Below are 26,442 nucleotides of genomic sequence, written 5' to 3'. Positions count from 1 at the left end.
GCCGGCCGAAAGCCGCAAGGAGAGCCGCCGGCGCCCGGTGCTTGCCGGGCGCCGGCGGCCGACCTCAGCGGCAGACCTGCACGTAGTTGCGGTGCCACTCGCTCCAGACGACCTGGCAGCGTTGGACATAGGCATGGGCGTATGGTCCGTAATAGGGCCGGTGGCCGCGCGCCCACGGCGGCGGACCATGCCGGTGGTGCCGACGGCCATGCCCGTGACCCCAGTGCCGGTCGTCGCCACGCCAGCCGTGATCGCGGTGGCCTCGGTGACGTGATCCGCGATGACCGCCACGATCGTCGTCGGTGGTGATCACGAATCCGAAGGAATCGGCACGGGCCGGCTCCGGTACGGCAAGCGCTACACCGGCAACCAGGGCCAGCGCAGCCAGCGAACGTGAAAGAACAGACATCCGAGTCTCTCCTCCTGTCGCCGTCCCCAATGCACATCCAACGCCCGAGCCAACGACTTCCGTCGCTCGCGTTCTATTTCATCGCCGCGCCCCATCGCGGACGGCCGCCAGACCGATGTTCCCGGCGACAGACGCGTTGCCCGGCAAGCCCGGTCCGGCCAAGATGCGGCCATGCAGAAACCCGCGCTCCATCCCTGGTTCGATGTCGGCGACGTGGCGCCGGTCGTCGAGCTCCGCACCGCCGACGGCAAGACACGGCCGATCACCCGAATGGCCGGACGGACGTGCGTCATGCATGTCGCCGTCGGATCCGGCGATCCGTCGCCGGTGATCGCCGCCATGCAGGCTCGATCCGACGCCTTCGCCGCCCTTGGCGCCGACCTGTACGCGGTCCGTCAAACCACGCCCGGGGCCATAGGCACCGTGCCGCCCGGCATCACCCCGCTCGCCGATCCCGCCGGCGCACTGGCCCGCAACTTCAACCTCACGGCGTCGGCGACCGTCGTGTTCGATCGCGCGTCACGTCTCGCCGGCGTGATACCCGGTGACGGCGATCCGGCGGCCCACGCCGAAGCCTGCCTCGCCCTGATCCGGTCCCGGCTGCCGGCGGCCGCGTTTCGGGAAGGCCCTGTCGCGCAGGCGCCGGTGATGGTGATCCCCGGCGTGCTGTCGCCGGAGTGGTGCCGGTGGCTGATCCATGTGCACGACAGCCAGGGCAACGAGCCGTCCGGCTTCCTGCAGCAGGTGAAAGGCGAGTCCGTCCTGCTGTCCGACGCCGAGGTCAAGGTTCGACGCGATCACGTGGTGCCCGAAGGCTCGCCCCTTGAAGCCGAGATCCGCCACATCTTCCAGCGCCGGCTGATTCCGGAGATCGCGCGGGCCACCCACTCGCCGATCCAGCGCCACGAACTGTTCAAGATCGTGCGCTACGAGGCCGAGGAAGGCGGGCATTTCCGCCCGCACCGCGACAACACCTCGACCGCCGGGCGCACGCGACGGTTCGCCGTCACCCTGAACCTCAACACCGGCGCCTATGACGGCGGGCACCTGGTGTTCCCGGAGTACGGCGACATCGGCTATCGGCCGGCCACCGGCGAGGCGGTGGTGTTCTCCTGCTCGCTGCTGCACGAAGCCCGTCCGGTGACCCGCGGCACCCGCTACGTGCTGCTGGCATTCCTGCATTGAGCTGGAGCGACGTGCCGGGTGAAAATTCTGGTCGAAAACCGCGCGATGCCGTAGTAGGACATCCGCGTCGCGGGCGTGGCGGAATTGGTAGACGCGCTGGACTCAAAATCCAGTTCTGGTGACAGAGTGTCGGTTCGACTCCGACCGCCCGCACCACCTCCTCTTTGACCATTCCGACGTCAGGCGGCATCGCCCATAAAGCCGATGCCGCCCGCATCGTCGATCAGCGGGCCTGCCGCGCTGCCAGCACCTCATCGAGTGACACGTGCCCCATGAAACCGCCACTGCTACGGGTCGGTTCTTCATGCTCGATGGCGTGGGCAAAGCGGACGGCGGGGTCGGACGCCATACGCTCGTAGAGCCTGTTCAAGCCCGGATAGTCACGCCGGTCGATCGCTTGGTGAAAATCGGCCCACCGCGCGATCCCCATGAAATAGGCGTCTGCCAGGCTACGCCGATCACCGACCAGCCAGTCCCGACCACCAAGCATCGCTTCCAACTGGGCGTGCGTCTTCTGCACGTTCGCCCGGCCATAGGCGGTCAGTACGTCCTTGGTCGACCGGTCGACTTCATGTTCGATCACGTGCCACAGAGGGCTGAAGGCGTTGAAGTAGCTGGTGTTCAGGAACGCCAGCATCTGGTTCAGACGGTCGAATTCCTGGCTGCCCTGGGCAAACGCCAAGCCACTGTCGATGCCCAGCGCTGCGATGTGATTCAGGATGGCCAGGCTTTCGCTGACCAGTTGACCGTCCGAAGTCATCAAGGTCGGAGTCTCACCAACCGGATTGAGCCGACGGAAGTCGTCGCCACTCGCCACCTCCGGCATCTGGATGCGGCACAGCCGATAGGGTCGGCCAAGCCATTCGAGCGCGACGATTGATCCGAACGAGCAGCCCTCGGGCACTCCGTAAAACAGAACTGGCTCCATGTGTGTCTCCGTCACCATGTCAAAGGCACCGCGCCTTCGTTGCCGATAACCTGGCTGTATGGACATCCGGGCGACAGTGGGCGATTCTCGAACTTATCGTCCCGCTCTGTGGACTTTGAGATCGACCAATGCTCAGCCTCAACGACCTCCACCTGTTCGTCCGGGCGGTGGAACACGGCGGGTTCGCCGCAGCCGCCCGACAGACCGGCATACCCAAGTCCACCATCAGCAAACGGGTGGCGGAGTTGGAGGCCGACCTCGGGGCCCGGCTTGTTCATCGAACATCACGCAGTTTCACGCTGACGGAGGCCGGTCGGGACTTCTTCGACCACGCTCGGGCGGCGCTGATCGAAGCGGATGCGGCCGAAGCGGTGGTGCGCCGCCGGACCGCCGAACCCAGCGGATCAGTGCGGCTTACCGCCTCGATCCCGACCGCGCAGTTCTACCTGGCACCGCACCTGCCGGCACTGGCGCGCGACCATCCGAAGCTCCTGGTGGAACTGCACGCCACCGACCGGTTCGTCGACTTGGTGCAGGAAGGCTTTGACATCGCAGTCCGAAGCCATTTCGCGCCGTTGCCGGACTCCTCGCTGGTGCAGCGTCGCGTGGCCGAGGAACCGGTGGTGCTGGTGGCCGCACCGAGCTATCTGGCACAGCGCGGCACCCCCGGCGATCCGCAGGATCTAGCGATCCACGACGCCCTGCTCACCGGGCGGAGTGCGACGGTCTGGCAGTTGAGTCGCGAGGATGGCGGAGGCTGCCGGGTCGAACCACGTCCACGCCTGATCGCCGACGAATCCATCGTTCTGCTCGAGGCCGCCGTGGCCGGCCTTGGAATAGCCTGCCTGCCGACAACGATCTGCCGCGACCGCATGGAAAGCGGTCAGTTGTCTGCTGTGCTGCCCGGCTGGACCGCCGGCCGGGTGACCACGACACTGCTGGTTCCGCACCGGCGCGGTCAGCTGCCGGCGATCAGGGCGGTCATCGAGTTCCTGGCCGATCGGATCGGGAGGATTGGCGGGTAGCCGCCCTCACACCTTCGCCGGTGACGCCGGGCGGATGTGGGCGAAGCGCGGGTTGCGCTTGAACACCTCGGCGCGGGTGCCACCTGCGCGCAGACCGTTGCCGATCTCGCGCTCGACCTCGGCCAGTTTCTCGGTGTCCTCGATCACCGTGGCGGCGATCGCCGCCGGGATGACCACCAGACCGTCGCCATCAGCCAGGATGTAGTCGCCCGGTGCGACCGGGACCGGCCGTCCCTCCTGCCCCGGCAGGGCGATCGGCACACCGACATCGGTCCACTGCCAGCGGCGCGAGCCGTTCACCGGCGTCACGGCAGCCGAGATCACCGGCAGGCCGAGGCCGCGGATCTCGTCGGCATCGCGTACCCCGCCATCCGACACGATCGCCACGCAGCCCGCCCGTTGCAGGCTGTAGGCGACGAACCCGCCGAACAGCGCACCACGGGTGAAGCCGCCGCTCTCGATCATCAGCACCGCGTTCGGGTGCATCGCCTGTTCCAGTGCCTCGCCCGGCATCGCCGGACGGGCATGCCGGCCCTGAACCGACGCCTCGCCGCGGGCGCATACCGCGATCCCGGCAAACCGCGTCCCGGCGGTCAACGGGGTGAGCGGGGTCAGCGCCGACGACAGCGCATGGTTCGACACCCCGGCCTCGTCGAGCACGTCGCTGACCTGCCCGGTTTCCAGTTTTGCAAGGCGGGCAAGCAGGTCGTCGGCGGTCTTGGTCACGGCGCGGATCCTTCGTTGTCGGGGGTCGGTCAGGTGCGGGAGGTGTCGGGCGCCACACGGATGACACCCATCATCCCGGCCGCCTGATGCTCCAGGATGTGGCAATGGAACATCCAGTCGCCAGGATTGTCGGCGACGAAGGCGATGTCCACCCGCTCGCGCGGATCCATCAGCACCGTGTCCTGCCATTCCCGGTACCGGGTGGGAACGCCGTTGCGGCCCAGCACCCGGAACGAGTGGCCGTGCAAGTGGATCGGATGGTGAAAGGCCGTGTCGTTGGTCATCGCCAGCAGGTAGGACCGTCCGTGCGCCAGTGTCAGCATCGGGTCCATGACGTGGCCGGTCGCGGAAACCCCGTTGATGTTCCAGATACCGCCGTGCTGCATCCCCGGCATCATGCGGCGCATCATCCCACCCATTCCGCCGCCCATCATCCCACCCATCATGCCGCCGCCGAAACTGACGACGTGTCGCTGCGCATCGGCCACATCGGGTTCGGCCAACGGGTTGGCGGGCAGTTCGATCATAGTCTCCAGCGGCGCTTCGCGAAGCGGGGTATCGGCATAGACCATGTCGTGCAGACGGTACTCGCGACCGCGGTAGAAACCATCGATCACCCGGAACCGGGCGCCCGGCGCGCCCGTCATGTCGATGACCAGATCGGCGCGCATTGCCGGCCCCAGCACCACACGCCCGCCGCTCGGCGCGTGTGGCACAACCGGCTGGCCGTCGAGCGCAACGATCCGCGGCTGGTGTCCCTCGAATTCCAGCGCGAAGATCCGTGCGTTGGCGGCGTTGATCAGCCGCAGGCGGATGCGCTCACCGGCTCGGACGGCGAAACGATCCGGCACGCCGCCGTTGATCGTCACCGTGTTGCCGATCCGGCCGGCCATCGCCGAATCGTGCATGTTCTCGAAATCACCGCTGATCGAGGCGTCGTTGCGCAAGCGCCAGTCGTCCAGGACCCAGGTCACGTCCCGATCGACGGCGACCGGCTCGGCCTCCTCGACGATCAGCGGGCCGTACAGGCCGCGGTCGACCTGCTCGAACCCGCGCTGGTGCGGGTGGTACCAGAACGTGCCGGCATCCAGGGCCTCGAACTCGTAGGCGAAGGTCTCACCCGGCGCGATCGGACGCTGGGTCAGATGCGGAACCCCGTCCATGGCGTTCGCGACCCGCAGGCCGTGCCAGTGCACGGTGGTCTCCTCCGCCAGCGCGTTCTCGACCAGCACCCTCACCCGCTCGCCCTGCCGGACCCGGATCTCCGGGCCGGGCACGGTGCCGTTGAACGACCAGACCGTGGTGTCGGGATAGGGCGCCGGGACCAACCTGACCCTGGCCGGCCCGGCCCGCAGCCGAAACTCGCGCGGCTCCGCCCGGCCGACGGATGGAAATGCCGCCCCCGCGCCCGCCAGCACGGCCGCGCTCCCAACGAGGAAACGCCGTCTGGTCGGTCCTTCCATTGTGAAACTCGGCATCGCAGCCATCCTGAATGTCGATGCGTCGAAGTCGCCAACGCAGCCTGACATGGTTGGCGCCATCGCGACACCGGGAACCTCGCCCCTCGGACCACCGCAGCGCACCATCCAAGCCAAGAGCCAGCGGCCCGATTTGTCAAAGTGTGTCGATTTCAGATAACTATTGTCGCCTTCAAACAATTTCTAAGGAACGCCGAATGACGCTGCTGACCAAGGCCGAAGAAATTTCCGATGTCGCATTCGGCTTCATGGGATCGAAGGCGCTGTTCGCTGCGCTGCACCACAAGGTATTCACCCGCCTCGCCGACGGTCCGATGACCGCCGAGGAAGCCGCGGCGGCGACCGGGCTGCATCCGGAGCGGGTACGGACCCTGCTGACCGCACTCGCCGCCCTCGGCGTGCTGTCCGTCGAGAACGGCCGGTTCGGCAACTCGCCGGCGGCGGACTCCTTCCTGGTCAAGGGCGCCAAGTACGACTTCGGCGACTATCTGCGCCTGCAGGTCGACCGGCAGATGTACAGCCTGCTCGACCAGATCGAACTGGCGCTCGCCAACAAGCTGCCCGAGGACGCAACCGCATCATACGCGGAGTGGTTCTCCGACCCCGAGGAGGCCCGCCTCTACTCGATGAGCCAGCACGCCGGCTCGCTCGGTCCGGCGCTGGGCCTCGCCAAGAGCGTCGACCTGTCGAGCGCCCGCCGCCTGCTGGACGTCGGCGGCGGCACCGGCGCGTTCGCCATCACATTGTGCGAAGCCTTCCCGGAGTTGACGGCGACCGTGGTCGACTTCCCGAACGTGGTGTCGCTTGGGATTCAGTACGCCGCGGACGCCGGGCTCAGCGACCGCATCGCCTATGTTCCCGGCGACGCCCTGAAGACGGAGTGGCCGGGGGAGCAGGACGCGATCCTAATGTCCTACCTGTTCTCCGGCGTACCCGGCGAGGCCCATGACGGCCTCCTGGCCCGGGCGTTCCAGCAGCTGGCGCCGGTCGGCCGGATCATGATCCACGACTTCGTCGTTTCGGCGGACCGGACGGGTCCGAAGCTGGCCGCGCTGTGGCAGTTGCAGCACACCGCGTTCACTCCCAAGGCCCGCTCGCTGGACGACGCCTGGCTGGCGCAGCAGCTGACCAAGGCCGGGTTTGTCGACGTGTCGGTGACACCGATGATCCCCGGCATGACAATGCTGGCCCAGGGAGTGCGGCCAAGCTGAACCTTCCCGATCTTGCGGACTCGGCTATCGGCTATCGACTCTTCGGCGCTCCGCGCTATGTATCGCACCGACGAACAATCCGAGTCCGCAACTCGCCCAAAAGGGAGGTATTCCCCATGTCCATGCAGTACCTGCACACCATGGTCCGGATCAGCAATGTCGACGACAGCCTGAAGTTCTACTGCGACCTGCTCGGCATGAAGGAAGTCCGGCGCTACGACAGCGAGAAGGGCCGGTTCACCAATATCTTCCTGGCCGCGCCGGCGGACGAGAAGGACGCCGCCTCCGACAAGAAGGCGCCGCTGCTCGAGCTCACCTACAACTGGGACCCGGAAGACTACAAGACCGGCCGGGCCTGGGGCCACCTGGCGTTCCGGGTCGACGACATCTACGCGACCTGCCAGCACCTGATGGACAACGGCGTCACCATCAACCGCCCCCCGCGCGACGGCTACATGGCGTTCGTGAAGTCGCCGGACGGCATCTCCATCGAGTTGCTGCAGAACGGCAGCGCCAAAGACCCGGCGGAGCCGTGGTCGTCGATGGCCAACACCGGCAGCTGGTAAGATCTTCGCCCTTCGGGATCCCGGCAAACGGCCCCGAAGGGCGGAACCACCCATCGGTCAACGCGTTCCGGAGCCGTTGCCTGCGCTGACGCAGGCCGCCCGCACAGCATCACGGACGGATCATGCCCGCTTTCGATCGACGCTCGCTCCTGCAGCTCTTGCTCGCCGCCGGTACCGCCCGGCTGGTCGGCGGCCCCGCATCGGCCATGGCCGCAAACGGCCTCAAACTCGGCGGGGCCGCGCCGTTCTCATACGAGTGGCTTAAGCAGCACGCCCGCGATCTGGCAGGGCAGCCGTACCAGGAGCCGCCACGCCCCGACCCCGGCATCGTCGCGAAGATCGACTACGACGCCCACGGCAAGCTGCGGTACCGCAAGGAGTTCGCGCTGCACCGGGACGACGCGTTTCCGATTTCGTTCCAGCACGTCGGTATGTTCTTCCCGAAGACGGTGCGAATGCACGCGATCGACGGCGCCAACGCCCGGGAGGTCCTGTACGACCCGACCTACTTCACCGTCGGGCAGGACCATGTGGCCGCCGGCTTGAGCGAACAGCCCTCGGCCTTTGCCGGCTTCTGGGTGCACGAGCCGGCCCGCAAGGGCGACCTGGACAAGGTCGAGCCGTGGGCAACGTTCCTCGGCGCGTCGTATTTCCGCGGCGTCGGCGAACTCGGTCAGGTCGGATTGTCGGCCCGCGGCATCGCTTTGGCGCCCGGTGCGCCGGGGCCGGAGGAGTTCCCTGATTTCGTGAGCTACTGGTTCGAGCCGGCCGGGACGGAAAGCGAGCCGGTAACCGTGTACGCGCTGCTGCACGGCCCCTCGGTCGCCGGTGCCTACCGGTTCAAGATGCACCGCACCTCGGGCGTCGTGATGGATATCGAGGCGTCGGTTCATCCTCGCAAATCCATCGAGCGCCTCGGGCTCGCGCCCCTCACCTCGATGTACTGGTTCTCCGAGACCGCCAAGCCGTCGATGGTCGACTGGCGGCCGGAAGTCCATGATTCCGACGGCCTGGCCCTGTGGACCGGAGCGGGCGAACGGATCTGGCGTCCGCTGAACAATCCGGGCCGGACCATGATCTCCAGCTTCCTGGACGAAAATCCGCGCGGCTTCGGCCTGTCGCAACGCGACCGGAACTTCGATCACTACCTGGACGGCGTGAAGTACGACAAGCGGCCTTCAGCCTGGGTGGAGCCGTTGGGCGACTGGGGCAAAGGGGTCGTGCAACTGGTCGAGATCCCGACCGACGACGAGATTCACGACAACATCTGCGCCATGTGGGTGCCGGATGCGCCGCATGGCGCCGGCAGCCACATCGAGATTGCCTACCGCCTGCACTGGCTGGCCGACGAGCCCTACCCGGGCGAGCTCGGGCGCTGCGTCGCCACCCGGATGGGTAACGGAGGACAGCCCGGGCAGCCGCGGCCGAAGGCCGTGCGCAAGTTCATGGTCGAGTTTCTGGGCGGACCACTCAAGGATCTTCCGATGGGCGTGCTGCCGGAAGCGATCCTGACGACGTCGCGCGGTGAATTCTCGTACACCTTTACCGAGGCGGTGCCGGACGACGTGCCGGGCCATTGGCGTGCGCAGTTCGATCTCGCCGTCGACGGCGACGAGCCGGTCAACCTGCGCTGCTATCTGCGCAGCGGCGACACCGTCCTGACCGAAACCTGGCTGTACCAGTACCATCCTACGCCGACGGCCTGAGCCGGGATCAAGCCTCGGCCACCGGCTCCCACAGCCGCCGGATGGCATCGGAGTTGTCCCGGAAGGCCTGCAGCACGACCGGATCGAAGTGACCGGGCAGACACCGGCCGTCGCCTTCGAGGATGATCCGGCAGACCTCGGCGTGGTCGAACGCCGGCTTGTATGGCCGCGCGGCGCGAAGCGCGTCGTACACATCGGCCACCGCCACCAGCCGGGCGACCAACGGAATGGCCTCGCCGGAAATGCCCGTCGGGTAGCCGGTCCCGTCATAACGTTCGTGATGATGCAGCGCCGCCTGGACGGCCAGCCCGTCGGGGTCAAAGCCGGCCTTCTCCAGCAGCATGGCGCCGTAGCCGGTGTGGCGGCGGAGTTCTGCGATCTCGTCGTCGGTCAGCGGATCGCACTTGGCGAAGGTCTCGTCGGACATCGAGTGCCGGCCGACATCGTGCATGGTCGCCGCGTACGCCATTTCGGCCGCCGACTCATTGTCATGACCGAGCGCGGTGGCCAGCAGATGGGTGATCAATCCGACCTTGGCTTCATGATGGAACAACGGCTCGTCGGTCGTCTGACGCAACGCCGTAAACAGTGCCGGGCTCGGCATGTCGCCGATATCGCCTGAAGCTGGTTGCTGATCGATCATCCTCGGTTCCCCCTTGGCCCGTCCCCGAGACGGTGCGCGGACCATCACTACCGATCAGGCGTCAACGAAAGGTAAACCCGAGTGAGTTCGTGCCGGCCCCGGGGGGCCGACCGACGCCGTCAGTCCGCACAATCCTCGGAAAAATGCTGATCCATGGCGAGAGCGGGGCGCTCGCAGCCGGCTTCGCCCACGACCTTCGCCGGCACGCCCGCCACCGTGGTATTGGGCGGGACATCGTGCAAAACCACGCTTCCGGCACCCACCCGCGAGCAGGACCCGATCTCGATGTTGCCGAGGATCGTCGCGTTGGCACCGATCAGGGCACCGCGCCGAACCTTCGGGTGACGATCGCCGGTTTCCTTGCCGGTGCCGCCAAGCGTCACGCCATGCAGCAGCGACACCTCGTCCTCGATGACCGCCGTCTCGCCGACCACCACGCTTGTGGCATGGTCGATCAGGATGCCCCGGCCGATGCGGGCGGCGGGGTGGATGTCCACGCCATACACCTCGGACGTCCGGGACTGCAGATAGAGCGCCAGCGCCTTGCGGCCGTTCTCCCAAAGCCAACGAGCCACCCGGTAGGCCTGAAGTGCCTGGAACCCCTTGAAGTAGAGGAACGGCTCCAGATAGCTGTTGCATGCCGGATCGCGGTCGAACACCGCGGAAAGATCGGCGCGGACCAACTGGCCGATATCAGCCTCGCCATGCACCGCCTGATCGATGGTCTGCCGCAGCGACAGCCCGGTGATCGATTCCGATCCGAGCTTCTGCGACAGGTGATAGGCGAGGGCGTGTTCAAGCGTATCGTGGGCCAGGACCGTCGCGTGCAGGAAACTCGCCAGCGCCGGCTCGTCGCGCGCGGTCGTCTCTGCGTCGGCCCGCAGTCCATCCCAGATCGGATCAAGGTGCGCCGCTACCTTGCGGGGCCAATGGGCTTCGGCCATTCGACAACCTCCACGCTGGCGCCCCGTGCAACGCTGCCGGGGTCTGCGGTCCTGACGTTGGTCGGCAGTCTATGCCTGTCAAGCGGGTGCGGTCACCATCTCCGGGGAACGGGTGCCGTTCCGGACGGTCACTCGACCCATCGATCACAGCCGATCCTCAACATCTGACGATCCTTAACGGCTGGTTAACGAGTCCCCCCGCATGATGGCCATCCAGCCCAGCGACGCGAAGCGCGCCATGACGAACGAAGTTCCCTCGGCTGCACGAACTGAACCCGGAACCGACCCCTCGGATACGGCGACGCATGGCCGTTCCGATGCCACTCCCGCGACGGACATCGCGATGGTGCGCCGGGCGCTTCGCCGCCTGACCATTGCGGTGACTGCAACCGTCCTGTTCTCCATTCCCGCACTGTTTGCGCTTGCCGGAATCCGCGCGCTCCACGAGCACGTCGGCCTGGAGGCCGCCATAACCGCTGAACGCCTGGCGAAGTACGCCCAGGGGGCAGGATCCCAGTGGGCCAGCGACACCGATGCCGTCCGCGACGTGATTGCCTCGGTTCCGTCGATGGGAATTCAGATCGAGCGGGCAGTGCTGTGGCCGAAAGGCGACGTCCTTCTGCCCCCGACAATCCATGTCGATCGGCCCGTCCTCACCGCCGCAGCGCCGGTTCTCGTCCACGGCAGACGCGCCGCCGAGCTGACCTCTACCGTCAGTCTCTGGCCGATCCTCTTCGAGACGGCACTGGTCACGATGTTCTCGGCGCTGATCGCGGCCGGACTGTACCTGGGGATCGACCGCGTCGTGCTGCGAGCGTTGCGCCAAGCGCTCGATCACCTGCAAACCGCCGTTCGGCAGCGCGACAGCGCGCTTCAGGAAACCTCCGACGCGCTCGCCCTGCTCGCCCGGCAGAACACCCGCCTGAAGGCGGCATCGGAGGAGCTGTCGCGGACCCGCGATGCCGCGCTGACGGCCGACCGCTCCAAGTCGATGTTCCTGGCCGCCATGAGCCACGAGCTTCGAACCCCGCTGAACGCGATCATCGGTTTCTCGGAGATCATGGCCAGGCAACTGTATGGACCGATCGGTCACGCCAAGTACCGCGACTACGCGAGTGATATCCGCTCGAGCGGTGACCATCTGCTCGCCCTCATCGACGATGTCCTGGATCTGTCACGGGTCGAAGCCGGAAAGCTGGTTCTGCGCCGCGAGCCGCTCGACGTGGTCGAACAGATCGAATCCTGCTGCCGGCTGGTCCAGGGGCGCGCCACCGATTCCGGCATCGATCTGCGGTTCGCTCCCGCAGCGAACCCGTCCGCGACGATCCTCGGTGACCGGGTTCGGTTCCGGCAGATCCTGCTGAACGTGCTGACCAACGCCGTCAAGTTCACCGACTCCGGCGGATCGGTCCAGGTCGAGGTTGGGGACGATGTCGCCGGCACGGTCGCCATCCGCATCGCCGACACCGGTATCGGCATGTCGGACGATGATCTGGAGCGCGTGTTCCGACCCTTCGAGCAAGCCGGCGTCAGCGGGGCGCGGGCCGTCGAAGGCGTTGGCCTCGGTCTCGCCCTGAGCCGGGCGCTGGTCCGCGAACACGACGGCACCCTGAACATCGCCAGCGCCCCCGGCCGCGGCACGACCGTGACACTGAGTTTTCCAACACTGCTTGAACCAACATCGGGCAATCAGCGTGATCAGATGTCTCTGCGAGAGGTCCTGCGCGCCGACGACGACGCCGATACGGCCTCGTCAACACCCTCATCATCCACGCGAGAGTCATGACCAGCCGACGGCATTCGACCCCGCTGTTGGCAACTATTGGCATGCCAACTATCATCGGGCCATGGAACGATCGGATTTACATCGAAACTTCGGCTTTCTGATCCACGACGTCGCACGGCTGATGCGTGTCGCGTTCGACCGTCGTGGGCGCGAGCTCGGCCTGACCCGGTCGCAGTGGTGGGTTCTGACCGCGCTGTACGCCAAGGAAGCCGTGACGCAGTCGGAACTGGCTGCGTTCATGGATCTGGAGAAGGCGACGCTCGGGCGGCTGCTCGACCGCCTTGAAGAGAAGGAATGGATCGAGCGGCGGCCAGATCGGCACGATCGCCGGATCAAGCGGGTCTATCTGACCGACCGCGTCCAGGGCTTGATGCGGTCGCTGCGCTCCATTGCCGCCGACATCCGGCGAGACGCGACGAAGGGCATCGAGGGCGAACGGCACGAGGCCTTCGTCGATACCCTGCTGCAGATCAAGGCGAACCTGCACGACTTTGACGAGCTGCGCAGCCCATTGGCGGAGAACGGTCGCGAGGCCGCCGATGACTGATGGGGCCGAGGCGGCCCAGGACGTAACGGCGACGCAGACACGGGCAAGACGGGGCCGGGGCCGGCGCATTCGCCGGCTGGTCATGCTGGTCCTGGTGCCGCTTGTCCTGATCGCGGGCGCAGCTTCGTGGTATGCGTTTACCGGGCGCTACGTGACCTCCGAGAACGCCTATGTGAAGGCGCACATCATTGCGATATCGACCGATATCGACGGCCGGGTGGTCGAGGTCATGGTGCGCAACGACCAGCGGGTGCAAGCGGGCGACGTGCTGTTCAGGCTCGATCCCGACCCGTATTGGCTGCAGTTGCAGATTGCCGAGGCCAAGATCGCAACCGTGCGCAACGACATCGATGCGATACGCGCCGAGTTCCACCAGATCGAAGCGGAAATCGACGAAGGAAACGAGACGGTCCGGTACTTCCAGCGCGAAGCCGAACGGCAACGCGCGCTCGCCAAGACCGGCGCCGGAACGTCCGCCAAACTCGACGAAGCCGAGTTCGAATTCGCCTCCGCCCGCCAGCGGGTGCGGGCGCTGCGCGAGAAGATCCGCAAGGTGCTGGCCGAACTGGGCGGCGACCCGGAGCGCGCTGCCGAGTTGCACCCGAAGTATCTCGAAGCGCTCGCCGAACGGAACCTGGCCGAGTTGCGCCTTGGGTACACCGAGGTAAGGGCGCCGACGTCCGGCATCGCCACCCAGGTTCACCTGGAGGCCGGCGAATGGCTGGAGGAAGGCAAACCGGCCTTCGGCTTGATCGAGGTCGACGATACCTGGGTGGTCGCAAACCTGAAGGAGACCGAATTGACCCATGTCCGCGAAGGTCAAGTGGTCGAAGTCTCGGTCGACGCCTACCCGGACGTAACATGGGCGGCTCGGGTAACGTCCATCGCGCCCGCTACGGGAGCCGAGTTCGCGGTGCTTCCGCCGCAGAACGCCTCCGGCAATTGGGTCAAGGTCGTGCAGCGTGTCCCGGTGCGCATCGACCTGGAGAAGATCGATGGCCGGCCGCCACTGCGCGCCGGCATGACGGCATCGATCGCGATCGATACCAAGCGCGAGCGGCAACTGCTGACGGTCGCGCGCGAGGCGCTGGCCGCCTGGCGCGACGATCGCAGCCAGGCGAGCGCGAAATAGCACCGATCAAGGGGTCAGATCGAACAGAGCCTTGCCGCTTTCCGGGTCGAACGGAGCCGAATAGTGTTCATGCGTGACCAACCAGCGGCCCGCCACCTTGCGGCACCCCACCGTCGCCCGCATCCACCCCATACGCTCCTTGCCGTCCGGCCCGGCGCCGCCGCAGCGCGCCAGATAGTGGGCAAAGGCGACCTCGTCGGCCGCGGTGATGTCCAGGTCATGGATCTCGAACGCCATCGACTCACACATCGTGAAACACAGCTTCCAGTGCTCCCGGTAGGCGTCCCGCCCGGTGAACTGCAGCTGCCCGATGGCATCGAACGCCCGGACGTCGTCGACATAGCACGCCATGATCCGGTCCAGGTCCTGGGCGGTCACCGCCCCGACCCAATCGTCGAGCAGGCGCCTGACCTCGGTCTGTGCCGCGCTGCTGCGGGTCGCACCATCCATACTGGCCTCCATTGTGATCGCGCTCGGTCGAGCGTCTCGGTTGCGATTGCGGTTGACTTTTACGTTGATATCAACACTATTATCTGATGTCAAACCCCGACGATCTGCCATTCGATCTCACCATCCGGGTCCGCGATCTGTGCGTGTGCCTTCATGTGCAGCGGGCGGCGCGGGCGGTGGCGCGACGGTACGACGACGCGCTGCGGCCGGCCGGGCTTACCAACGGGCAGTTCTCGCTGATGATGTCGCTGAACCGCCCCACCCCGCCAAGCATCCGGTCGGTCTCGACCCTGTTGGCGATGGACCGGACCACGCTGACCGCCAATCTCAAACCGCTGGAGCGGCGCGGCTTGGTTACCGTCGCGGTGGATGAATCCGACCGGCGCAGCCGTCTGCTGGCCCTGACGGATGCGGGCCGTGCCCTGCTGATCGAGGCCATGCCGATCTGGGAGAGAACCCACGCCGAGCTCGAAGCGCTGATCACCGCATCCGACCCCGACACCCTGAGGGCGGATCTTCGCGCGTTGTCCTGATCGACAAACGCGGGGCTATCTGAACGGACCCCGTTCCCAACGGTACGCACCTGCGCTAAGTCCGACCCATGGCGGCTCGCGCGATCATGTTCCAAGGCACCGGTTCCGACGTCGGCAAGTCGCTGATCGTCGCTGGCTTGTGCCGCCTGTTCGCCCGCCGCGGCCTGGCGGTCCGACCGTTCAAGCCGCAGAACATGTCGAACAACGCCGCCGTTACGGTCGACGGCGGTGAGATCGGGCGAGCCCAGGCGCTTCAGGCCCGGGCCGCCGGCATTGACGCGACGGTCGACCTCAACCCGATCCTGCTGAAACCGGAGACCGACACCGGTGCCCAGATCGTCATACACGGCAAACGGGTCGGCCACGCCCGTGCCCGCGAATACCAGACGCTGAAGCCGACCTTGCTGGCCGCCGTCCTGGAAAGCTTCTCCCGCCTGGCCGCCGACGCCGACCTGCTGCTGATCGAAGGTGCCGGCAGTCCCGCCGAGATCAACCTGCGCGAGGGCGACATTGCCAACATGGGGTTCGCCCATGCCGCCGGCGTGCCGGTCGTCCTGGTCGGCGACATCGACCGCGGCGGAGTGATCGCGGCCCTGGTCGGAACCCATGCCGTGCTGGAGCAGGCCGACCGGGCACGGGTGGTCGGGTACCTGATCAACCGGTTCCGCGGCGACGCTTCGCTGTTCGACGACGGCTTGGCGGCCATCACCGATCGCACCGCCTGGCCGAGCTTCGGCGTGGTGCCGTGGTTTGCCGATGCGGCCCGGCTGCCTGCCGAGGACGCGGTCGCTCTCGACCGGCCGGCGCGCACCGCCAAGCCCGGCGCCACCGTGGTGATCGCCGTGCCAAAGCTGGCGCGCATAGCCAATTTCGACGACCTGGATCCGCTGGGTGCCGAGCCGTCGGTGGACCTGCGGATCATCCAACCGGGGCAGCCGCTTCCCGGCAACGCCGATCTGGTGCTGCTGCCCGGATCCAAATCGACGATCGGCGATCTGGCCTTCCTGCGCGCCCAGGGATGGGATGTCGATCTGTCCGCCCATCTTCGGCGCGGCGGACGGGTGCTGGGACTGTGCGGCGGCTATCAGATGCTCGGACGGTTGATCCGAGACCCCGAGGGCATCGAGGGTCCGGCCGGTGAGGTCGATGGGCTCGGCCTGCTGGACGTCACGACGACTCTGACGCCCAGCAAGACCCTGACCCGTACCACGGCGCGGCACATCGCATCCGGCGAGACGGTCGAGGGCTACGAGATCCACATCGGCCGTACCGACGGCCCGGACTGCGGCCGTCCGGTCCTGCGCCTGCCCGACGGCACCAAGGACGGAGCGACCTCTGCCGACGGCAGGGTTTCCGGCTGCTACATGCACGGACTGTTCACCGCCGACGGCTTCCGTCGGTCGTACCTGCGCACACTGGGCGCGAACGAGGATATGGATCTCAACTTCGACGCGACGGTGGACACAACGCTCGACCGATTGGCCGACCATCTGGCGACGCATCTCGACACCGAGGCCCTGCTGGCCGCGGCACGGCCAGTGCTCGCCCAGCCGACAGCCGTCGCCAAGGCTCGGAAGGCAGTGCCGTGATCGACACCCTCGACGTTCGAACCTTGGCCGTCGTCACGGCGGCAGTGTTCACGTCGGTGAGCGCGATCCTCATTCTGGTCTACTTCACCCGCCAGGTGTACGCAGGCTTCGGGCACTGGGTGCTCTGGCAGCTTTGCCTGATCGCCGGTGCGCTGGTGTTTGCGGTTCGCGGGTCGGATCCGTCGGCCCTGGCCGTCATTCTGACCAACGCGCTCCTGCTGACGTCCTCCGCGCTGCTGTTCAGTGGCGTCGCCCGCTTCCACTCGCTCTACCCCGGCCGGGCGCCTGACCTCGCGAACTATGCGCTGGTCGCCGTCGCCGTCGCGGCACAGGGATACTTCGCCGGCGTCGAGCCCGACCTGGACAGCCGGGTCGTGATCTATTCGCTGACTCAGGCGGTCCTGCTGGCCCGTTGCGCCCTTGAGCCGCTTCGGGTGCCGGCGATCCGCCGCAGTCTCTCCTTCCTGGTGCTGTCGGCGGTCCTGCTGGTGCTGGTTGCGAACAACCTGCATCACGCCTGGCTCAGCGCCCAGCCGGGGCCGGTCATGGCACTCGAGAGCAATCCCAAGATCCGGCTGGCTCTGCTCCTGGTGATTGTCTTCGACGTCGTCGGTACCTACTCCCTGCTGATGCAGACCGGGGAGCGCCTGGAGGCCGAACTGCGCAAGGCCCGGCAGGACATCGAGACGCTCGCCCGAACCGACAGCCTGACCGGCCTTTGGAACCGGCGCCACTTCGAGGACATGATCGAGGTCGAGATCGCCCGCTCGCAGCGCGACGGATTGCCGCTCTCGCTTCTGGCGATCGATGCCGACCACTTCAAGCGGGTGAACGACCGGTTCGGCCACCACACCGGCGACGCGGTGCTGCGCGAGTTGACCGATCTGCTCGGCCGGCACGTTCGGGAACGCGACATCCTCTGCCGCTGGGGCGGGGAGGAGTTCATCATCCTGATGCCCGCAACCGACCGCAACGAAGCCGCCATGCTGGCGCGGACCATCCGGAACGCTGTCGCCGGACATGGCTTCACCGCCATCAAGACCATGACGGTCAGTATCGGGGTGGGCCGGATCCTGGCCGACGAGACTGCCGAGGACTGGCTGCGACGGGTGGACGCAGCCCTCTACGACGCCAAGCAGAGCGGCCGGGACCGGGTTTCGATCAGCGAGCCACAGGAACGCATCGCTTCCTGACCGCCCCCGGGCTCCACCTTCTTGTACGCGCTGTCATCGTATGCGCTTGGAAACCGGCGGCGAATCGTGCCAGCCTCCGCGAACACGGCCCGACCGGATCCCGTCCTGGGGCCGAACCGGTACTTCATTGCGACAGAGCGCGGACCAACGCGTCACAGCCAGATATCTCCGGGGAGGTCGGCACACGTTTCCAACTGGGGGACTGACCATGAACAGACTGACCGCAACACTCGGCGCCTTCCTGCTGACGGCCGGCACGGCGTTGGCGCAGGCGCCGCTGAAGACCGGCGTCGACGGCACCTTCGCGCCGCACGCCATGCCGACGCTTAGCGGCGGCGTGGAGGGCTTCAACATCGACCTCGCCAACGAGATCGGCAAACGCAGCAAGCGCGGCGTGACCATCGAGGCGACCCAGTTCTCGGGGCTGCTTCCGGGCCTGCAGGCCGGCACCTATGACTTCGTCGCCGCCCCGACGACCGTGACCAAGGAGCGCGCGGAGAACCTGCTGTTCACCGAGGGCTACCTGAACACCGATTTCCAGTTCGTCATTCTGGCCTCCACGCCCGACATCAAGGACCTCGCCGAGCTGAAGGGCAAGGTGATCGCCGTCAACCGTGGATCGGCCTATGACAGCTGGGTGCGCGGCCTCACCGACAAGATCGGCTGGACGGTCGAGACCTTCGGCACCAACACCGACGCGGTGCAGGCGGTGCTGTCCGGGCGCGCCTACGCCAATGTGGCCGGCAACACGGTTTCGGCCTGGGCGGTGAAGAAGAACCCGCAGATCAAGCTGTCCTACCTCCATTCCACCGGCCTGGTCTGGGCGGCCCCGATCCGCAAGGACAACGCCGAGATGCGCAAGCTGGTGGAGAACGCCATCGAGTGCATGAAGCTCGACGGCACCATGGCGGCGATGCACGAGAAGTGGTTCGGCATCAAGCCGGCCGCCGGTTCCGCCGCGGTCACCGTCTATCCAGGCTACGGCGTTCCCGGCACGACCGGGTACGATCCGACCGAGCACACGCCGAGCTGCGACTGACCCCACGGCTTGACGGGCGGCTCCGGTCGGAGCCGCCCCTCATCCCATCGGACTTGTGCATTCCGGCACCCGGAGGCCAACCGTGCCCGAATCCGCTGCAATTCTTGAAGTCACCGGTCTGCGCAAGAGCTTCGGCACCCTCGAGGTACTGCGCGGCATCGACCTGACGGTGCGGGCGCAGGAGCTTGTCTTCGTCATCGGCCCATCCGGCTCCGGCAAGAGCACCTTGCTGCGCTGCTGCAATCGCCTGGAGGAGCCCAACGAAGGGTCGATACGCGTCGACGGCGTGGAACTGCTCGACCCGAAGACCGACATCAACGCCATGCGGCAGCGCATCGGGATGGTGTTCCAGTCGTTCAACCTGTACCCGCACATGACGGTGCTGGCGAACGTCACCCTGGCGCTGCGAAAGGCCCTGGGGAAAGGCCGCGAGGAGGCTCGGGCGATCGGCGCAGCCGCATTGGCGCGGGTCGACCTGGCCGACAAATCCTCCGCGTATCCGGCGCAGCTCTCCGGCGGCCAGCAGCAGCGCGTGGCGATCGCCCGCGCCATGGCACTGGAGCCGAAGATCATGCTGTTCGACGAGCCGACCTCGGCCCTCGATCCGGAGTTGGTCGGCAGCGTGCTGTCAGTCATGCGCGAACTGCGGCACGACGGCATGACCATGGTGGTGGTCAGCCACGAGATGCGGTTCGCCCGCGACGCCGCCGACCGCGTGGTGTTCATGGACGCCGGCCAGATCGTCGAGCAGGGCCCGCCCGATCGGATCTTCGGCGCGCCGCAGCACGCGCGCACCCAAAGCTTCCTCGCCGACTTCGCGGCCTGACGACGCGATGGACAGCACCACCGTCTTCCTTGACGCGTTCTTCAACCGCGCCGTCATCGACAAGTACCTGCCCGACATCCTTTGGGGCATGATCATCACCGTGGAGGTGGCGCTGGCGGTCGTCGCGACCGGCATCGCGCTGGGCCTGCTCCTGGCGGCGGTGCGCAGCTTCAGGGTGCGTCCGATCAACGTCCTGATCGTGCTGTTCGTCGACGTACTGCGCGCGCTGCCGCCGCTGGTGCTGATCCTGATCATCTATTTCGGGCTGCCGAGTGTCGGGATCCGCCTTTCCGGCTTCGCCGTGCTGTGGCTGGTGCTGTCGCTGGTGCTGGCAGCCTTCGCCGAGGAGATCTTCTGGTCCGGCATCCTGTCGATCCGTAAGGGCCAGTGGGAGGCGGCGCGCTCAACCGGCCTGACGTTCCTGCAGACACTGACCCACGTGATCCTGCCGCAGGCCGTGCGGATGACGGTCCCGCCGCTGACCAACCGCACCATCGCGATCACCAAGAACACCGCCCTCGGGGCGGTGATCGGGGTGCCGGAAATCCTGATGCAGGCCCAGACGGCCCAGAGCTTTTCCGGCAACGCGACGCCGCTGCTGCTCGGCGCTCTCGCCTACATCGTGCTGTTCGTTCCGGTGGTCGTGCTCGGACGCTGGCTGGAGACTCGGTTCGCCTGGGGCCGGGCGTAGGAGCGCGGCATGGACATGTTCATCAGCCAGTTCCTGAACGTCGAGATCATCGGCCAGGCCCTGCCGCTGCTGCTGCGCGGACTGGGCATGACCGCGCAACTGTGCCTCGCCGTGGTGCCGCTCGGCCTGGTCGGCGGGTTGCTGATCGCACTGGTCTGCCTCAGCAAGCACCGCGCCATCCGCTGGCCGGCGTTCGTCCTGGTCGACTTCTTCCGCGCGGTGCCGCCGCTGGTTCTGCTGATCTTCATCTACGCCGGCTTGCCGTTCATCGGCATCCGGCCGTCGCCGTTCGTGGCGGTGTGTATAGCCTTCCTGCTGAACACCGGTTCTTACTACGGCGAGATCTACCGCGCCGGCATCGACAGCATCGGCAAGGGGCAGTGGGAAGCCGCCCGTTCCACCGGCCTCACCACCACGCAGACCCTGGTCTACGTCGTGATCCCGCAGGCGGTTCGGAACGTGCTGCCGGACTTGGTGTCGAACACGGTCGAGGTGGTCAAGCTGACGTCAATCGCCAGCGTGGTGGCCCTGCCGGAACTGCTTTACTCGGCCGACATGGCGCGGTCGCTGACCTACAACCCGTCGCCGATCGTGGCGGCGGCGGTCATCTACCTGATCCTGCTGTGGCCCTGCGTGCGGCTGCTGAGCCGGCTGGAGCACCGGGTGGCGCGTTAAGTCACTCATGCGCAGCGCGAAGCCGTTGGCCCCGACGATCACCGCGTCGACGTCAGACCCCCGCCATGCCGACGAAGCTCCGTTTCACGAACCGTCGGTGAGCGCGGCCCATCCGGTTGGATCGGGTACGACCAACGCAGCACAGCCGTTCCCGGCGCGCAGTGGAACAAGGCTCGGGGAACGCGCTATCGTTCCGGAAAACATCCTCCAGGGACGAAACGCCATGGCTCTCTCGATCCGACCGATCAACCCGAGGCGCGACGACTTTGTCGCCGAAGTTACCGGCCTCGACATCGCCGCCGGAGTTTCCAAGGCAGTAGCCGAGGAGATCGAGGAGGCAATCAACCGCTACGCTGTCCTGGTCTTCCCCGAGCAGCGGGTGAACGACGACCAGCAGTACACCTTCTCCACCCATTTCGGGCCGATGGAGACCGCCACCGGCGACATCGCCGCGCAAGGCGACCGGCGGCTGTCGATGGACATCAACGACATCTCCAACCTCGACAAGAACGGGCAGGTCCTGCAGCGCGACGACCGGCGGCGGTTGTTCGGCCTCGGCAACATGCTCTGGCACACCGACAGTTCGTTCAAGGCGACCCCGGCCAAGTTCTCGCTGCTGTCGGCCCGCACGATCCCGGGAGAGGGCGGCAACACCGAGTTCGCCGACATGCGCGCCGCCTGGGACGACCTGGACTCGAAGACCCAGGCCGACCTGATTCCGCTGGTGGCGGAGCACAGCCAGCTGTATTCGCGTGGCTCGTTGGGCTTTGACCAGTTCACCGACGAGGAGCGGGCCAAATGGGCGCCGGTGCCGCAGCGCATGGTGCGCCGCCATCCGGGCAGCGGCCGGCTCTCGCTGTTCCTGGCCTCGCACGCCGGCGCGATCCAGGGCTGGCCGATCCCGGAGGCGCGGATGTTCATCCGCGACCTGACCGAGCACGCCACGCAGCGCGAATACACCTACGCGCACCGCTGGCGGCAGTACGATCTGGTGATGTGGGACAACCGCGCGGTCATGCACCGCGCCCGGCGCTACGACCACACCCAGCCCCGCGACATGCACCGCACCACCGTTGCCGACTGCGCCCCGACTCTCGAGCAGCCGCTCTGAGACGGTCGAACAGGATCCCGGTCAGCGACCTTCGCCGGGCCCGTTCCGTCCCGCGAACGCCTGCACCGACGAGATGGGAATTCCCTCGGTTCCGAATAGGTCAGCCAGGGTGTTGACGATACCGTCCATCGGGCCGTCGCTCGGATCGGCGCGGCGCGGACGGGTCGAGGGCGCCGTCTTTAGGCTGCGCAGCAAGGCTGCGTCGATGACGCCGTCCGCCGTAACGCCGCGGTGGCGCTGGTAGGCCCGGACCGCCGCGACGGTCTGGGATCCCTGAATACCATCCACCGGTCCGGGGTCGAACCCGCGCTCGAGCAGGGCGCTCTGGACGCGGCCAACCAGCGGCGACCTCTTCGGGGTAGGCGGCGCGGCGGGCGCGCGTGCTGCCGGCGCCGGGTCGGAGACGCGCGAGACCTTCCGAGCCGGCGGTGCCTCCGGCGTGACTGATGCCAGCAGCTGCTCCGGATCGGCGTCGCGGGCGGTGATGTACTGCAGCGACGGCCGTACGGCCTGTTCCGGCCCGGCCATCGCCACCTGCTCGACAACCGGTGTCCAGGTTCCGGCTGGCGGCTGGCCGATCAGGCGCTGAAGCGCAGCTTCGACCGCCGTTGGTGCTGCAGGCCGCAACACGGCGTGTTCGACCGGATCGAGCGGCTCCAGGCTTCCCGGAACGATGGGGGACGCCGAAGGCGCCGGAGCCATCGGCTCCAACGACGCAACCTGGACCGAGGCGGGTTTCAAGGGCGCAGCTTCCGCCCCAATGGGCATCAGCGCCAGAACCGGCGGGCGAGTGACCGGCTCTGGGCCGGAAAGTGCTAGAGCCTGGTCGGCTGCCGTGGACGAGGCAACACTCTCCGCCAGGATCGTTTCCGCCAGCGGCGCTCTCGGCAGTCCCTTCGATGCCACTGGCACCGGTTTGGCGGCCAGGGTGGACGCTGGCACGTCCATCACCTCAGGCACCGGGACTTGTCCAGGCCGGGTTACGGGCGGCATCGCGGGCTCAATCGCGTCGACGTCAAGCGAGCGCGCCACGATCGTCTCCTCAAGCACGAGCGGGGGGACAGCCGATTGCCGGGGCGGGACAATCTCCGGAACCGGTCCGGCGGTCGCCAGCAACGCTGCCGCTTGCCCGGTCTGCGCCGTCGGCCCGTCGACCGGCGCGGCAATCGGTGACGTGCGCAACTCCAACGTCGGCACCGACCTCGGGTCCGGTCCCACGTGAACCGGGGCCACGAAATACGCCACCGCCACGCCGGCAATCGCCGCGGCTGCCACCATCGGCCGGGTGGGGAAGGGTTGCCTCGGCCGACGCCGCGCGGCCGGCCGGCTCCGTCGCTCGGGCGGCTTGACGGAAGTGCCGGCCGGACGGCGCGGGAAGTCCATGGCCTCGGCGGCGCGGTCAAATCCCTCGAACACCCGATCGTTCGGCACCGGGCGGCCGGTGCCCAATGGTGTCCAGTGGGCGGACCATTGGCTGGTCCACTGCGGGTGGTTTTCGGTCTGGCGGTCTTTCTGGTCCGGCTCCCGCAGACTATCGGGCCAGCCCTGCACTGCATCGGTCTCGGCCGCCGCTCGATGACCGGTGCCTGCGGGCGTACCGCCGACGATCGTTGCGAAGCCGTTCTCCCATTCCTTGGGTGGCTTCGACGGGTTGAAATCCGTCCGTTTGACGCGACGCATGGTGCGCGCTCCGGGTCGATGGTGCCGTTCCCGAAACGTCTTCCTCCGACCAGCGGTTCGCCCCTGACGTTCCGGGCCTCGCCCCTCCAACAGCGCCGGCGGCCGAAGGTTCCCGGCCATCTCGAATTCTGTGCCGCCGAACTATGACATCGGTGGCGCCTGGATCTCGCGCAGCAGCTTGCGGCGGATCTGGCCGAGATAGTCCCGATAATCGGTGGCGCGCATGGCGAACGCGGCGACGCCGCCGATCAGCTGTTGTTCGAAGTACTCGGTGAGCCCGAGCACTTGGTTCTCGATCGCCAGGGCGTTGATGGTGGTGCCAGTTGCCAATACGGCCGCTCGGGTTATGTCCAGCGGCTCGCCCTGGTTGTTGTATCCGTCACCAGACAGATCGATGACCCGTCGTACCCCCTCGAAGCCGTTGCCGGCGAACAGTCCATTGGCGAAGCCGATTGCCGACGAGATCGACGTGGCGCCGGTCTGCAACTGACGCGGCGACCGATCGATGGCATCGGCGAACGCGCTGGCGTCCGCCGCGGTGGCGATCCGCGTCCACGGCAGGGCCACCTCCTGGCGACCGATACTCGACCACTCCATCAGCGTGACCGCGATGACGCCGTGGATGCCGGCGCCGATGGTCGCCGCCAGTTCCGGATCCCGGAACGCCAGTGCCAACCCTTCCAACTGTAGACTGAACTCGCTGTAGTCGACGCTCGCCGAGGAGTCGACGGCTAGCACAAGCTCGAGGTCGACCGGCTCGGAGCGGGCATCGAGGCCCCATCCGGCCACGACAGCAACGATCGACGCAATCAGGCGCAAGCGCATGTTTCAGGGCCCTGGTGGCAAAGCGGCAACCAGTTGAACCCGGCTTTCGGGCGGCAATATGGCATCGCTGACCGTCAGGCTGCGGATTTCGCGGATCAGCTTGCGGCGGATCGCGCCGACATAGGCGCTGTAGTCCTCGGCGATCTCGACGAACGCGCCGGGACCGCCAATGACCCGGTCCTGGAAATAATGGTTCAGCGTGGGATGCTCGTTCAGGATCGCCAGCCCGTTGATCGTCACCCCATGCGCCACCACCAGCCGGCGCACATCCTCGACGTTCTGGCCCTGGTTGTTGCGGCCGTCCCCGGACAGGTCGATAACCCGGCGGGTCGCCTCGAACGGCGCGGTGCGCAACAGGGCATTGCCGAAAACCAGCGCGCCTGCGATCGACGTGGCCCCGGTCGGAATCGCCCGCTCCAGGGCGTCGATTCGATCGGCCAGGGTCAGCGCACCGGTCGAATCCGCGACCACCACCCACTCCACCGACACGGTCTGCTGGACCGCCCCGGCCCACTCCATGACCGTCACGGCGATGCGCCGCAGCGGTCCGGCGGCGATCGCCTCGACGACTTCACGGTCCCGGAACGCAGCGGCCAACCCGCCACGCTGCAGGGCGAACTCGTCGGCGTCGACGCTGGCGGACGAGTCCAGGGCGAGAACCAGGGCCAGATCGACCTCGGTGTCCGTGGCCCCAGCGGGTGTGGTTGCTATAAGCGACGTGATCATGGCGGCGACGGCCGCCAACGCCCTGCGGCGGACAGTCATGGCCGCGCCGCACGATGGCCGGCAGCGACCGGCAACCATGCCTGCTGGACCCGACCGTCATCGAGCACACTGACCGGCGTCTGGCCGATCTCGCGCAACAGTTTGCGCCGGATCGCCTCGGGATAGTCTGGGTAGTCGTTCGCCGCCATGACGAAGGCACCGAACCCACCGATCACCCGCTCGCCGAAATATTCCTCCAGATCCGGCATCTCGTTCAGGATTACCAGGGCGTTGATCGTAACGTCGCGCGCCAGGGTCGCCTCCCGCGCCAGGTCGATACGCCGGCCCTGGTTCTGGACACCGTCGGACGAGATGTCGATCACACGGCGCGCCGCGACGAAACCGTTGCCGTCGAACTGGGCGGTTGCGAAATCCAGAGCACCGGAGATCGATGTCACCCCTTCGTCGAAGGCGCGCCGCAGACCGGCAATCTCGTCGGCGAAGGCCAAGGCGGCCGCCGGACCGTCCAGCCGCGTCCATGGGATCTGCACGATCTGCTGGTACCGGCCCGACCATTCGATCACTGCAACGACGATCGATCCGAGCATTCCGCCCCGGATCGCCCGATGCACCTCGGGGTCGCGAAACGCCTGGGCCAGCCCACCGACCTGCAACGCGTACTCGCCGCCGTTGACGCTGTCTGAGGAATCGATCGCCAGGATCAGCTCAAGGTCGACGGGAACATCGGCGGCGACGGAAGTCGTCATACCCCCGTTCAACAAGGCCAGTATCACGGCCCTGAGAAGCCAGGGGAAGCTGGATCGACCCGCCATGATGAC

The 26,442-nt window shown here is 67.1% G+C and carries 27 protein-coding genes and 1 tRNA gene; 17 read left to right on the top strand and 11 right to left on the bottom strand.

The genetic code is table 11. From position 1 onward, the window contains the following. Positions 1-64: 64 nt before the first annotated feature. On the bottom strand, positions 65-409 hold the full coding sequence (locus RIC54_RS13245) for a hypothetical protein (RefSeq protein ID WP_350090950.1): 345 nt from the start codon (positions 407-409) through the stop codon (positions 65-67). 171 nt (positions 410-580) lie between these two features. On the opposite strand from RIC54_RS13245, the gene RIC54_RS13240 reads away from it, so the two are divergent. Next, on the top strand, positions 581-1,594 hold the full coding sequence (locus RIC54_RS13240; protein WP_350090946.1) for a 2OG-Fe(II) oxygenase: 1,014 nt from the start codon (positions 581-583) through the stop codon (positions 1,592-1,594). A gap of 69 nt (positions 1,595-1,663) precedes the next feature. Next, positions 1,664-1,750: transfer RNA gene (locus tag RIC54_RS13235), tRNA-Leu, on the top strand. Between the two features lie 67 nt (positions 1,751-1,817). Here the strand turns inward: RIC54_RS13235 and RIC54_RS13230 are convergent. Continuing rightward, complete coding sequence (locus tag RIC54_RS13230) at positions 1,818-2,522, bottom strand: glutathione S-transferase family protein (RefSeq protein WP_350090943.1); 705 nt, start codon at positions 2,520-2,522, stop codon at positions 1,818-1,820. Positions 2,523-2,650: 128 nt separating this feature from the next. Between RIC54_RS13230 and RIC54_RS13225 the strand changes: the two genes are divergently transcribed. Further along, positions 2,651-3,547: a LysR substrate-binding domain-containing protein gene (locus RIC54_RS13225; RefSeq protein WP_350090940.1), complete on the top strand. Its 897-nt coding sequence runs from the start codon at positions 2,651-2,653 to the stop codon at positions 3,545-3,547. A gap of 6 nt (positions 3,548-3,553) precedes the next feature. On the opposite strand, the gene RIC54_RS13220 is transcribed toward RIC54_RS13225, so the two are convergent. After that, positions 3,554-4,273 carry an RraA family protein gene (locus tag RIC54_RS13220; RefSeq protein ID WP_350090937.1) on the bottom strand — a complete coding sequence of 240 codons (720 nt, stop codon included), beginning with the start codon at positions 4,271-4,273 and terminating at the stop codon, positions 3,554-3,556. Between the two features lie 29 nt (positions 4,274-4,302). Further along, a complete protein-coding gene (locus tag RIC54_RS13215) occupies positions 4,303-5,751 on the bottom strand; it encodes a multicopper oxidase family protein (protein ID WP_350090934.1) in 1,449 nt (482 codons plus the stop codon). 197 nt (positions 5,752-5,948) lie between these two features. On the opposite strand from RIC54_RS13215, the gene RIC54_RS13210 reads away from it, so the two are divergent. The 3 genes from RIC54_RS13210 (at position 5,949) to RIC54_RS13200 (ending at position 9,234) form a co-directional block, all read left to right on the top strand. Next, a complete protein-coding gene (locus RIC54_RS13210; protein ID WP_350090931.1) occupies positions 5,949-6,962 on the top strand; it encodes a methyltransferase in 1,014 nt (337 codons plus the stop codon). Between the two features lie 116 nt (positions 6,963-7,078). Beyond that, a complete protein-coding gene (gene gloA, locus RIC54_RS13205) occupies positions 7,079-7,528 on the top strand; it encodes a lactoylglutathione lyase (protein WP_502989674.1) in 450 nt (149 codons plus the stop codon). A 122-nt stretch (positions 7,529-7,650) separates the two neighbouring features. Next, on the top strand, positions 7,651-9,234 hold the full coding sequence (locus RIC54_RS13200) for an OpgD/OpgG family glucan biosynthesis protein (protein WP_350090928.1): 1,584 nt from the start codon (positions 7,651-7,653) through the stop codon (positions 9,232-9,234). 7 nt (positions 9,235-9,241) lie between these two features. Here the strand turns inward: RIC54_RS13200 and RIC54_RS13195 are convergent, their stop codons facing one another. Together RIC54_RS13195 and cysE are read right to left on the bottom strand one after the other, a co-directional pair. Next, entirely contained in the window at positions 9,242-9,877 is a 636-nt protein-coding gene (locus tag RIC54_RS13195) for an HD-GYP domain-containing protein (protein WP_350090925.1), read from the bottom strand. 119 nt (positions 9,878-9,996) lie between these two features. After that, entirely contained in the window at positions 9,997-10,821 is an 825-nt protein-coding gene (cysE, locus tag RIC54_RS13190) for a serine O-acetyltransferase (protein WP_350090922.1), read from the bottom strand. A 202-nt stretch (positions 10,822-11,023) separates the two neighbouring features. Here cysE and RIC54_RS13185 point away from each other — a divergent pair, with 202 nt between their 5' ends. The 3 genes from RIC54_RS13185 (at position 11,024) to RIC54_RS13175 (ending at position 14,286) form a co-directional block, all read left to right on the top strand. Further along, on the top strand, positions 11,024-12,607 hold the full coding sequence (locus RIC54_RS13185) for a sensor histidine kinase (RefSeq protein ID WP_350090919.1): 1,584 nt from the start codon (positions 11,024-11,026) through the stop codon (positions 12,605-12,607). 61 nt (positions 12,608-12,668) lie between these two features. Further along, positions 12,669-13,154, top strand: coding sequence for a MarR family winged helix-turn-helix transcriptional regulator (locus RIC54_RS13180; protein ID WP_007668306.1), 486 nt, complete (start codon positions 12,669-12,671; stop codon positions 13,152-13,154). Continuing rightward, entirely contained in the window at positions 13,147-14,286 is a 1,140-nt protein-coding gene (locus RIC54_RS13175; protein WP_350090916.1) for an HlyD family secretion protein, read from the top strand. Before RIC54_RS13180 ends, RIC54_RS13175 begins: the two co-directional genes overlap by 8 nt. Positions 14,287-14,292: 6 nt before the next feature. Here RIC54_RS13175 and RIC54_RS13170 read toward each other — a convergent pair whose 3' ends face one another. Further along, entirely contained in the window at positions 14,293-14,736 is a 444-nt protein-coding gene (locus RIC54_RS13170; protein WP_350090913.1) for a YybH family protein, read from the bottom strand. An 86-nt stretch (positions 14,737-14,822) separates the two neighbouring features. Here RIC54_RS13170 and RIC54_RS13165 point away from each other — a divergent pair, with 86 nt between their 5' ends. From RIC54_RS13165 to RIC54_RS13130, 8 genes are all read left to right on the top strand, one after another. Continuing rightward, on the top strand, positions 14,823-15,269 hold the full coding sequence (locus RIC54_RS13165) for a MarR family winged helix-turn-helix transcriptional regulator (protein ID WP_350090910.1): 447 nt from the start codon (positions 14,823-14,825) through the stop codon (positions 15,267-15,269). A 68-nt stretch (positions 15,270-15,337) separates the two neighbouring features. Next, positions 15,338-16,858 carry a cobyric acid synthase gene (locus tag RIC54_RS13160; RefSeq protein ID WP_350090907.1) on the top strand — a complete coding sequence of 507 codons (1,521 nt, stop codon included), beginning with the start codon at positions 15,338-15,340 and terminating at the stop codon, positions 16,856-16,858. After that, entirely contained in the window at positions 16,855-18,051 is a 1,197-nt protein-coding gene (locus tag RIC54_RS13155; RefSeq protein WP_350090904.1) for a GGDEF domain-containing protein, read from the top strand. The genes RIC54_RS13160 and RIC54_RS13155 overlap by 4 nt, the downstream gene beginning before the upstream one ends. Positions 18,052-18,259: 208 nt before the next feature. Continuing rightward, positions 18,260-19,090 carry a transporter substrate-binding domain-containing protein gene (locus RIC54_RS13150; protein ID WP_350090901.1) on the top strand — a complete coding sequence of 277 codons (831 nt, stop codon included), beginning with the start codon at positions 18,260-18,262 and terminating at the stop codon, positions 19,088-19,090. An 82-nt stretch (positions 19,091-19,172) separates the two neighbouring features. Then, positions 19,173-19,916, top strand: coding sequence for an amino acid ABC transporter ATP-binding protein (locus tag RIC54_RS13145; protein ID WP_350090897.1), 744 nt, complete (start codon positions 19,173-19,175; stop codon positions 19,914-19,916). A 7-nt stretch (positions 19,917-19,923) separates the two neighbouring features. After that, entirely contained in the window at positions 19,924-20,607 is a 684-nt protein-coding gene (locus RIC54_RS13140; RefSeq protein WP_350090894.1) for an amino acid ABC transporter permease, read from the top strand. A 9-nt stretch (positions 20,608-20,616) separates the two neighbouring features. Continuing rightward, a complete protein-coding gene (locus RIC54_RS13135) occupies positions 20,617-21,282 on the top strand; it encodes an amino acid ABC transporter permease (RefSeq protein ID WP_350090891.1) in 666 nt (221 codons plus the stop codon). A gap of 223 nt (positions 21,283-21,505) precedes the next feature. Then, positions 21,506-22,393, top strand: a complete 888-nt coding sequence (locus RIC54_RS13130; RefSeq protein ID WP_350090888.1) for a TauD/TfdA dioxygenase family protein — start codon at positions 21,506-21,508, stop codon at positions 22,391-22,393. 21 nt (positions 22,394-22,414) lie between these two features. On the opposite strand, the gene RIC54_RS13125 is transcribed toward RIC54_RS13130, so the two are convergent. The 4 genes from RIC54_RS13125 to RIC54_RS13110 all read right to left on the bottom strand — a co-directional run bounded on the left by RIC54_RS13125 (position 22,415) and on the right by RIC54_RS13110 (position 26,370). Next, entirely contained in the window at positions 22,415-24,073 is a 1,659-nt protein-coding gene (locus RIC54_RS13125) for a peptidoglycan-binding domain-containing protein (RefSeq protein ID WP_350090885.1), read from the bottom strand. Positions 24,074-24,214: 141 nt separating this feature from the next. Then, a complete protein-coding gene (locus tag RIC54_RS13120) occupies positions 24,215-24,898 on the bottom strand; it encodes a DUF1194 domain-containing protein (protein WP_350090882.1) in 684 nt (227 codons plus the stop codon). A 3-nt stretch (positions 24,899-24,901) separates the two neighbouring features. After that, entirely contained in the window at positions 24,902-25,663 is a 762-nt protein-coding gene (locus tag RIC54_RS13115) for a DUF1194 domain-containing protein (RefSeq protein ID WP_350151089.1), read from the bottom strand. Further along, positions 25,660-26,370: a DUF1194 domain-containing protein gene (locus RIC54_RS13110; RefSeq protein ID WP_350090876.1), complete on the bottom strand. Its 711-nt coding sequence runs from the start codon at positions 26,368-26,370 to the stop codon at positions 25,660-25,662. The genes RIC54_RS13115 and RIC54_RS13110 overlap by 4 nt, the downstream gene beginning before the upstream one ends. Positions 26,371-26,442: the final 72 nt, after the last annotated feature.

This window comes from Thalassobaculum sp., from assembly GCF_040219215.1.
Taxonomy (GTDB): domain Bacteria; phylum Pseudomonadota; class Alphaproteobacteria; order Thalassobaculales; family Thalassobaculaceae; genus Thalassobaculum_A.
This window is presented reverse-complemented; position numbering and strand designations above follow the sequence as displayed.

What these genes read in the sequence shown, in the direction of transcription:
- RIC54_RS13245 (WP_350090950.1), bottom strand. Translation starts at nt 409, where the DNA reads ATGTCTGTTCTTTCACGTTCGCTGGCTGCGCTGGCCCTGGTTGCCGGT.
- RIC54_RS13240 (WP_350090946.1), top strand. Translation starts at nt 581, where the DNA reads ATGCAGAAACCCGCGCTCCATCCCTGGTTCGATGTCGGCGACGTGGCG.
- RIC54_RS13230 (WP_350090943.1), bottom strand. Translation starts at nt 2,522, where the DNA reads ATGGAGCCAGTTCTGTTTTACGGAGTGCCCGAGGGCTGCTCGTTCGGA.
- RIC54_RS13225 (WP_350090940.1), top strand. Translation starts at nt 2,651, where the DNA reads ATGCTCAGCCTCAACGACCTCCACCTGTTCGTCCGGGCGGTGGAACAC.
- RIC54_RS13215 (WP_350090934.1), bottom strand. Translation starts at nt 5,751, where the DNA reads ATGCCGAGTTTCACAATGGAAGGACCGACCAGACGGCGTTTCCTCGTT.
- RIC54_RS13210 (WP_350090931.1), top strand. Translation starts at nt 5,949, where the DNA reads ATGACGCTGCTGACCAAGGCCGAAGAAATTTCCGATGTCGCATTCGGC.
- gloA (WP_502989674.1), top strand. Translation starts at nt 7,079, where the DNA reads ATGTCCATGCAGTACCTGCACACCATGGTCCGGATCAGCAATGTCGAC.
- RIC54_RS13200 (WP_350090928.1), top strand. Translation starts at nt 7,651, where the DNA reads ATGCCCGCTTTCGATCGACGCTCGCTCCTGCAGCTCTTGCTCGCCGCC.
- RIC54_RS13195 (WP_350090925.1), bottom strand. Translation starts at nt 9,877, where the DNA reads ATGATCGATCAGCAACCAGCTTCAGGCGATATCGGCGACATGCCGAGC.
- cysE (WP_350090922.1), bottom strand. Translation starts at nt 10,821, where the DNA reads ATGGCCGAAGCCCATTGGCCCCGCAAGGTAGCGGCGCACCTTGATCCG.
- RIC54_RS13185 (WP_350090919.1), top strand. Translation starts at nt 11,024, where the DNA reads ATGATGGCCATCCAGCCCAGCGACGCGAAGCGCGCCATGACGAACGAA.
- RIC54_RS13180 (WP_007668306.1), top strand. Translation starts at nt 12,669, where the DNA reads ATGGAACGATCGGATTTACATCGAAACTTCGGCTTTCTGATCCACGAC.
- RIC54_RS13175 (WP_350090916.1), top strand. Translation starts at nt 13,147, where the DNA reads ATGACTGATGGGGCCGAGGCGGCCCAGGACGTAACGGCGACGCAGACA.
- RIC54_RS13170 (WP_350090913.1), bottom strand. Translation starts at nt 14,736, where the DNA reads ATGGATGGTGCGACCCGCAGCAGCGCGGCACAGACCGAGGTCAGGCGC.
- RIC54_RS13165 (WP_350090910.1), top strand. Translation starts at nt 14,823, where the DNA reads ATGTCAAACCCCGACGATCTGCCATTCGATCTCACCATCCGGGTCCGC.
- RIC54_RS13160 (WP_350090907.1), top strand. Translation starts at nt 15,338, where the DNA reads ATGGCGGCTCGCGCGATCATGTTCCAAGGCACCGGTTCCGACGTCGGC.
- RIC54_RS13150 (WP_350090901.1), top strand. Translation starts at nt 18,260, where the DNA reads ATGAACAGACTGACCGCAACACTCGGCGCCTTCCTGCTGACGGCCGGC.
- RIC54_RS13140 (WP_350090894.1), top strand. Translation starts at nt 19,924, where the DNA reads ATGGACAGCACCACCGTCTTCCTTGACGCGTTCTTCAACCGCGCCGTC.
- RIC54_RS13135 (WP_350090891.1), top strand. Translation starts at nt 20,617, where the DNA reads ATGGACATGTTCATCAGCCAGTTCCTGAACGTCGAGATCATCGGCCAG.
- RIC54_RS13130 (WP_350090888.1), top strand. Translation starts at nt 21,506, where the DNA reads ATGGCTCTCTCGATCCGACCGATCAACCCGAGGCGCGACGACTTTGTC.
- RIC54_RS13125 (WP_350090885.1), bottom strand. Translation starts at nt 24,073, where the DNA reads ATGCGTCGCGTCAAACGGACGGATTTCAACCCGTCGAAGCCACCCAAG.
- RIC54_RS13120 (WP_350090882.1), bottom strand. Translation starts at nt 24,898, where the DNA reads ATGCGCTTGCGCCTGATTGCGTCGATCGTTGCTGTCGTGGCCGGATGG.
- RIC54_RS13115 (WP_350151089.1), bottom strand. Translation starts at nt 25,663, where the DNA reads ATGACTGTCCGCCGCAGGGCGTTGGCGGCCGTCGCCGCCATGATCACG.
- RIC54_RS13110 (WP_350090876.1), bottom strand. Translation starts at nt 26,370, where the DNA reads ATGACGACTTCCGTCGCCGCCGATGTTCCCGTCGACCTTGAGCTGATC.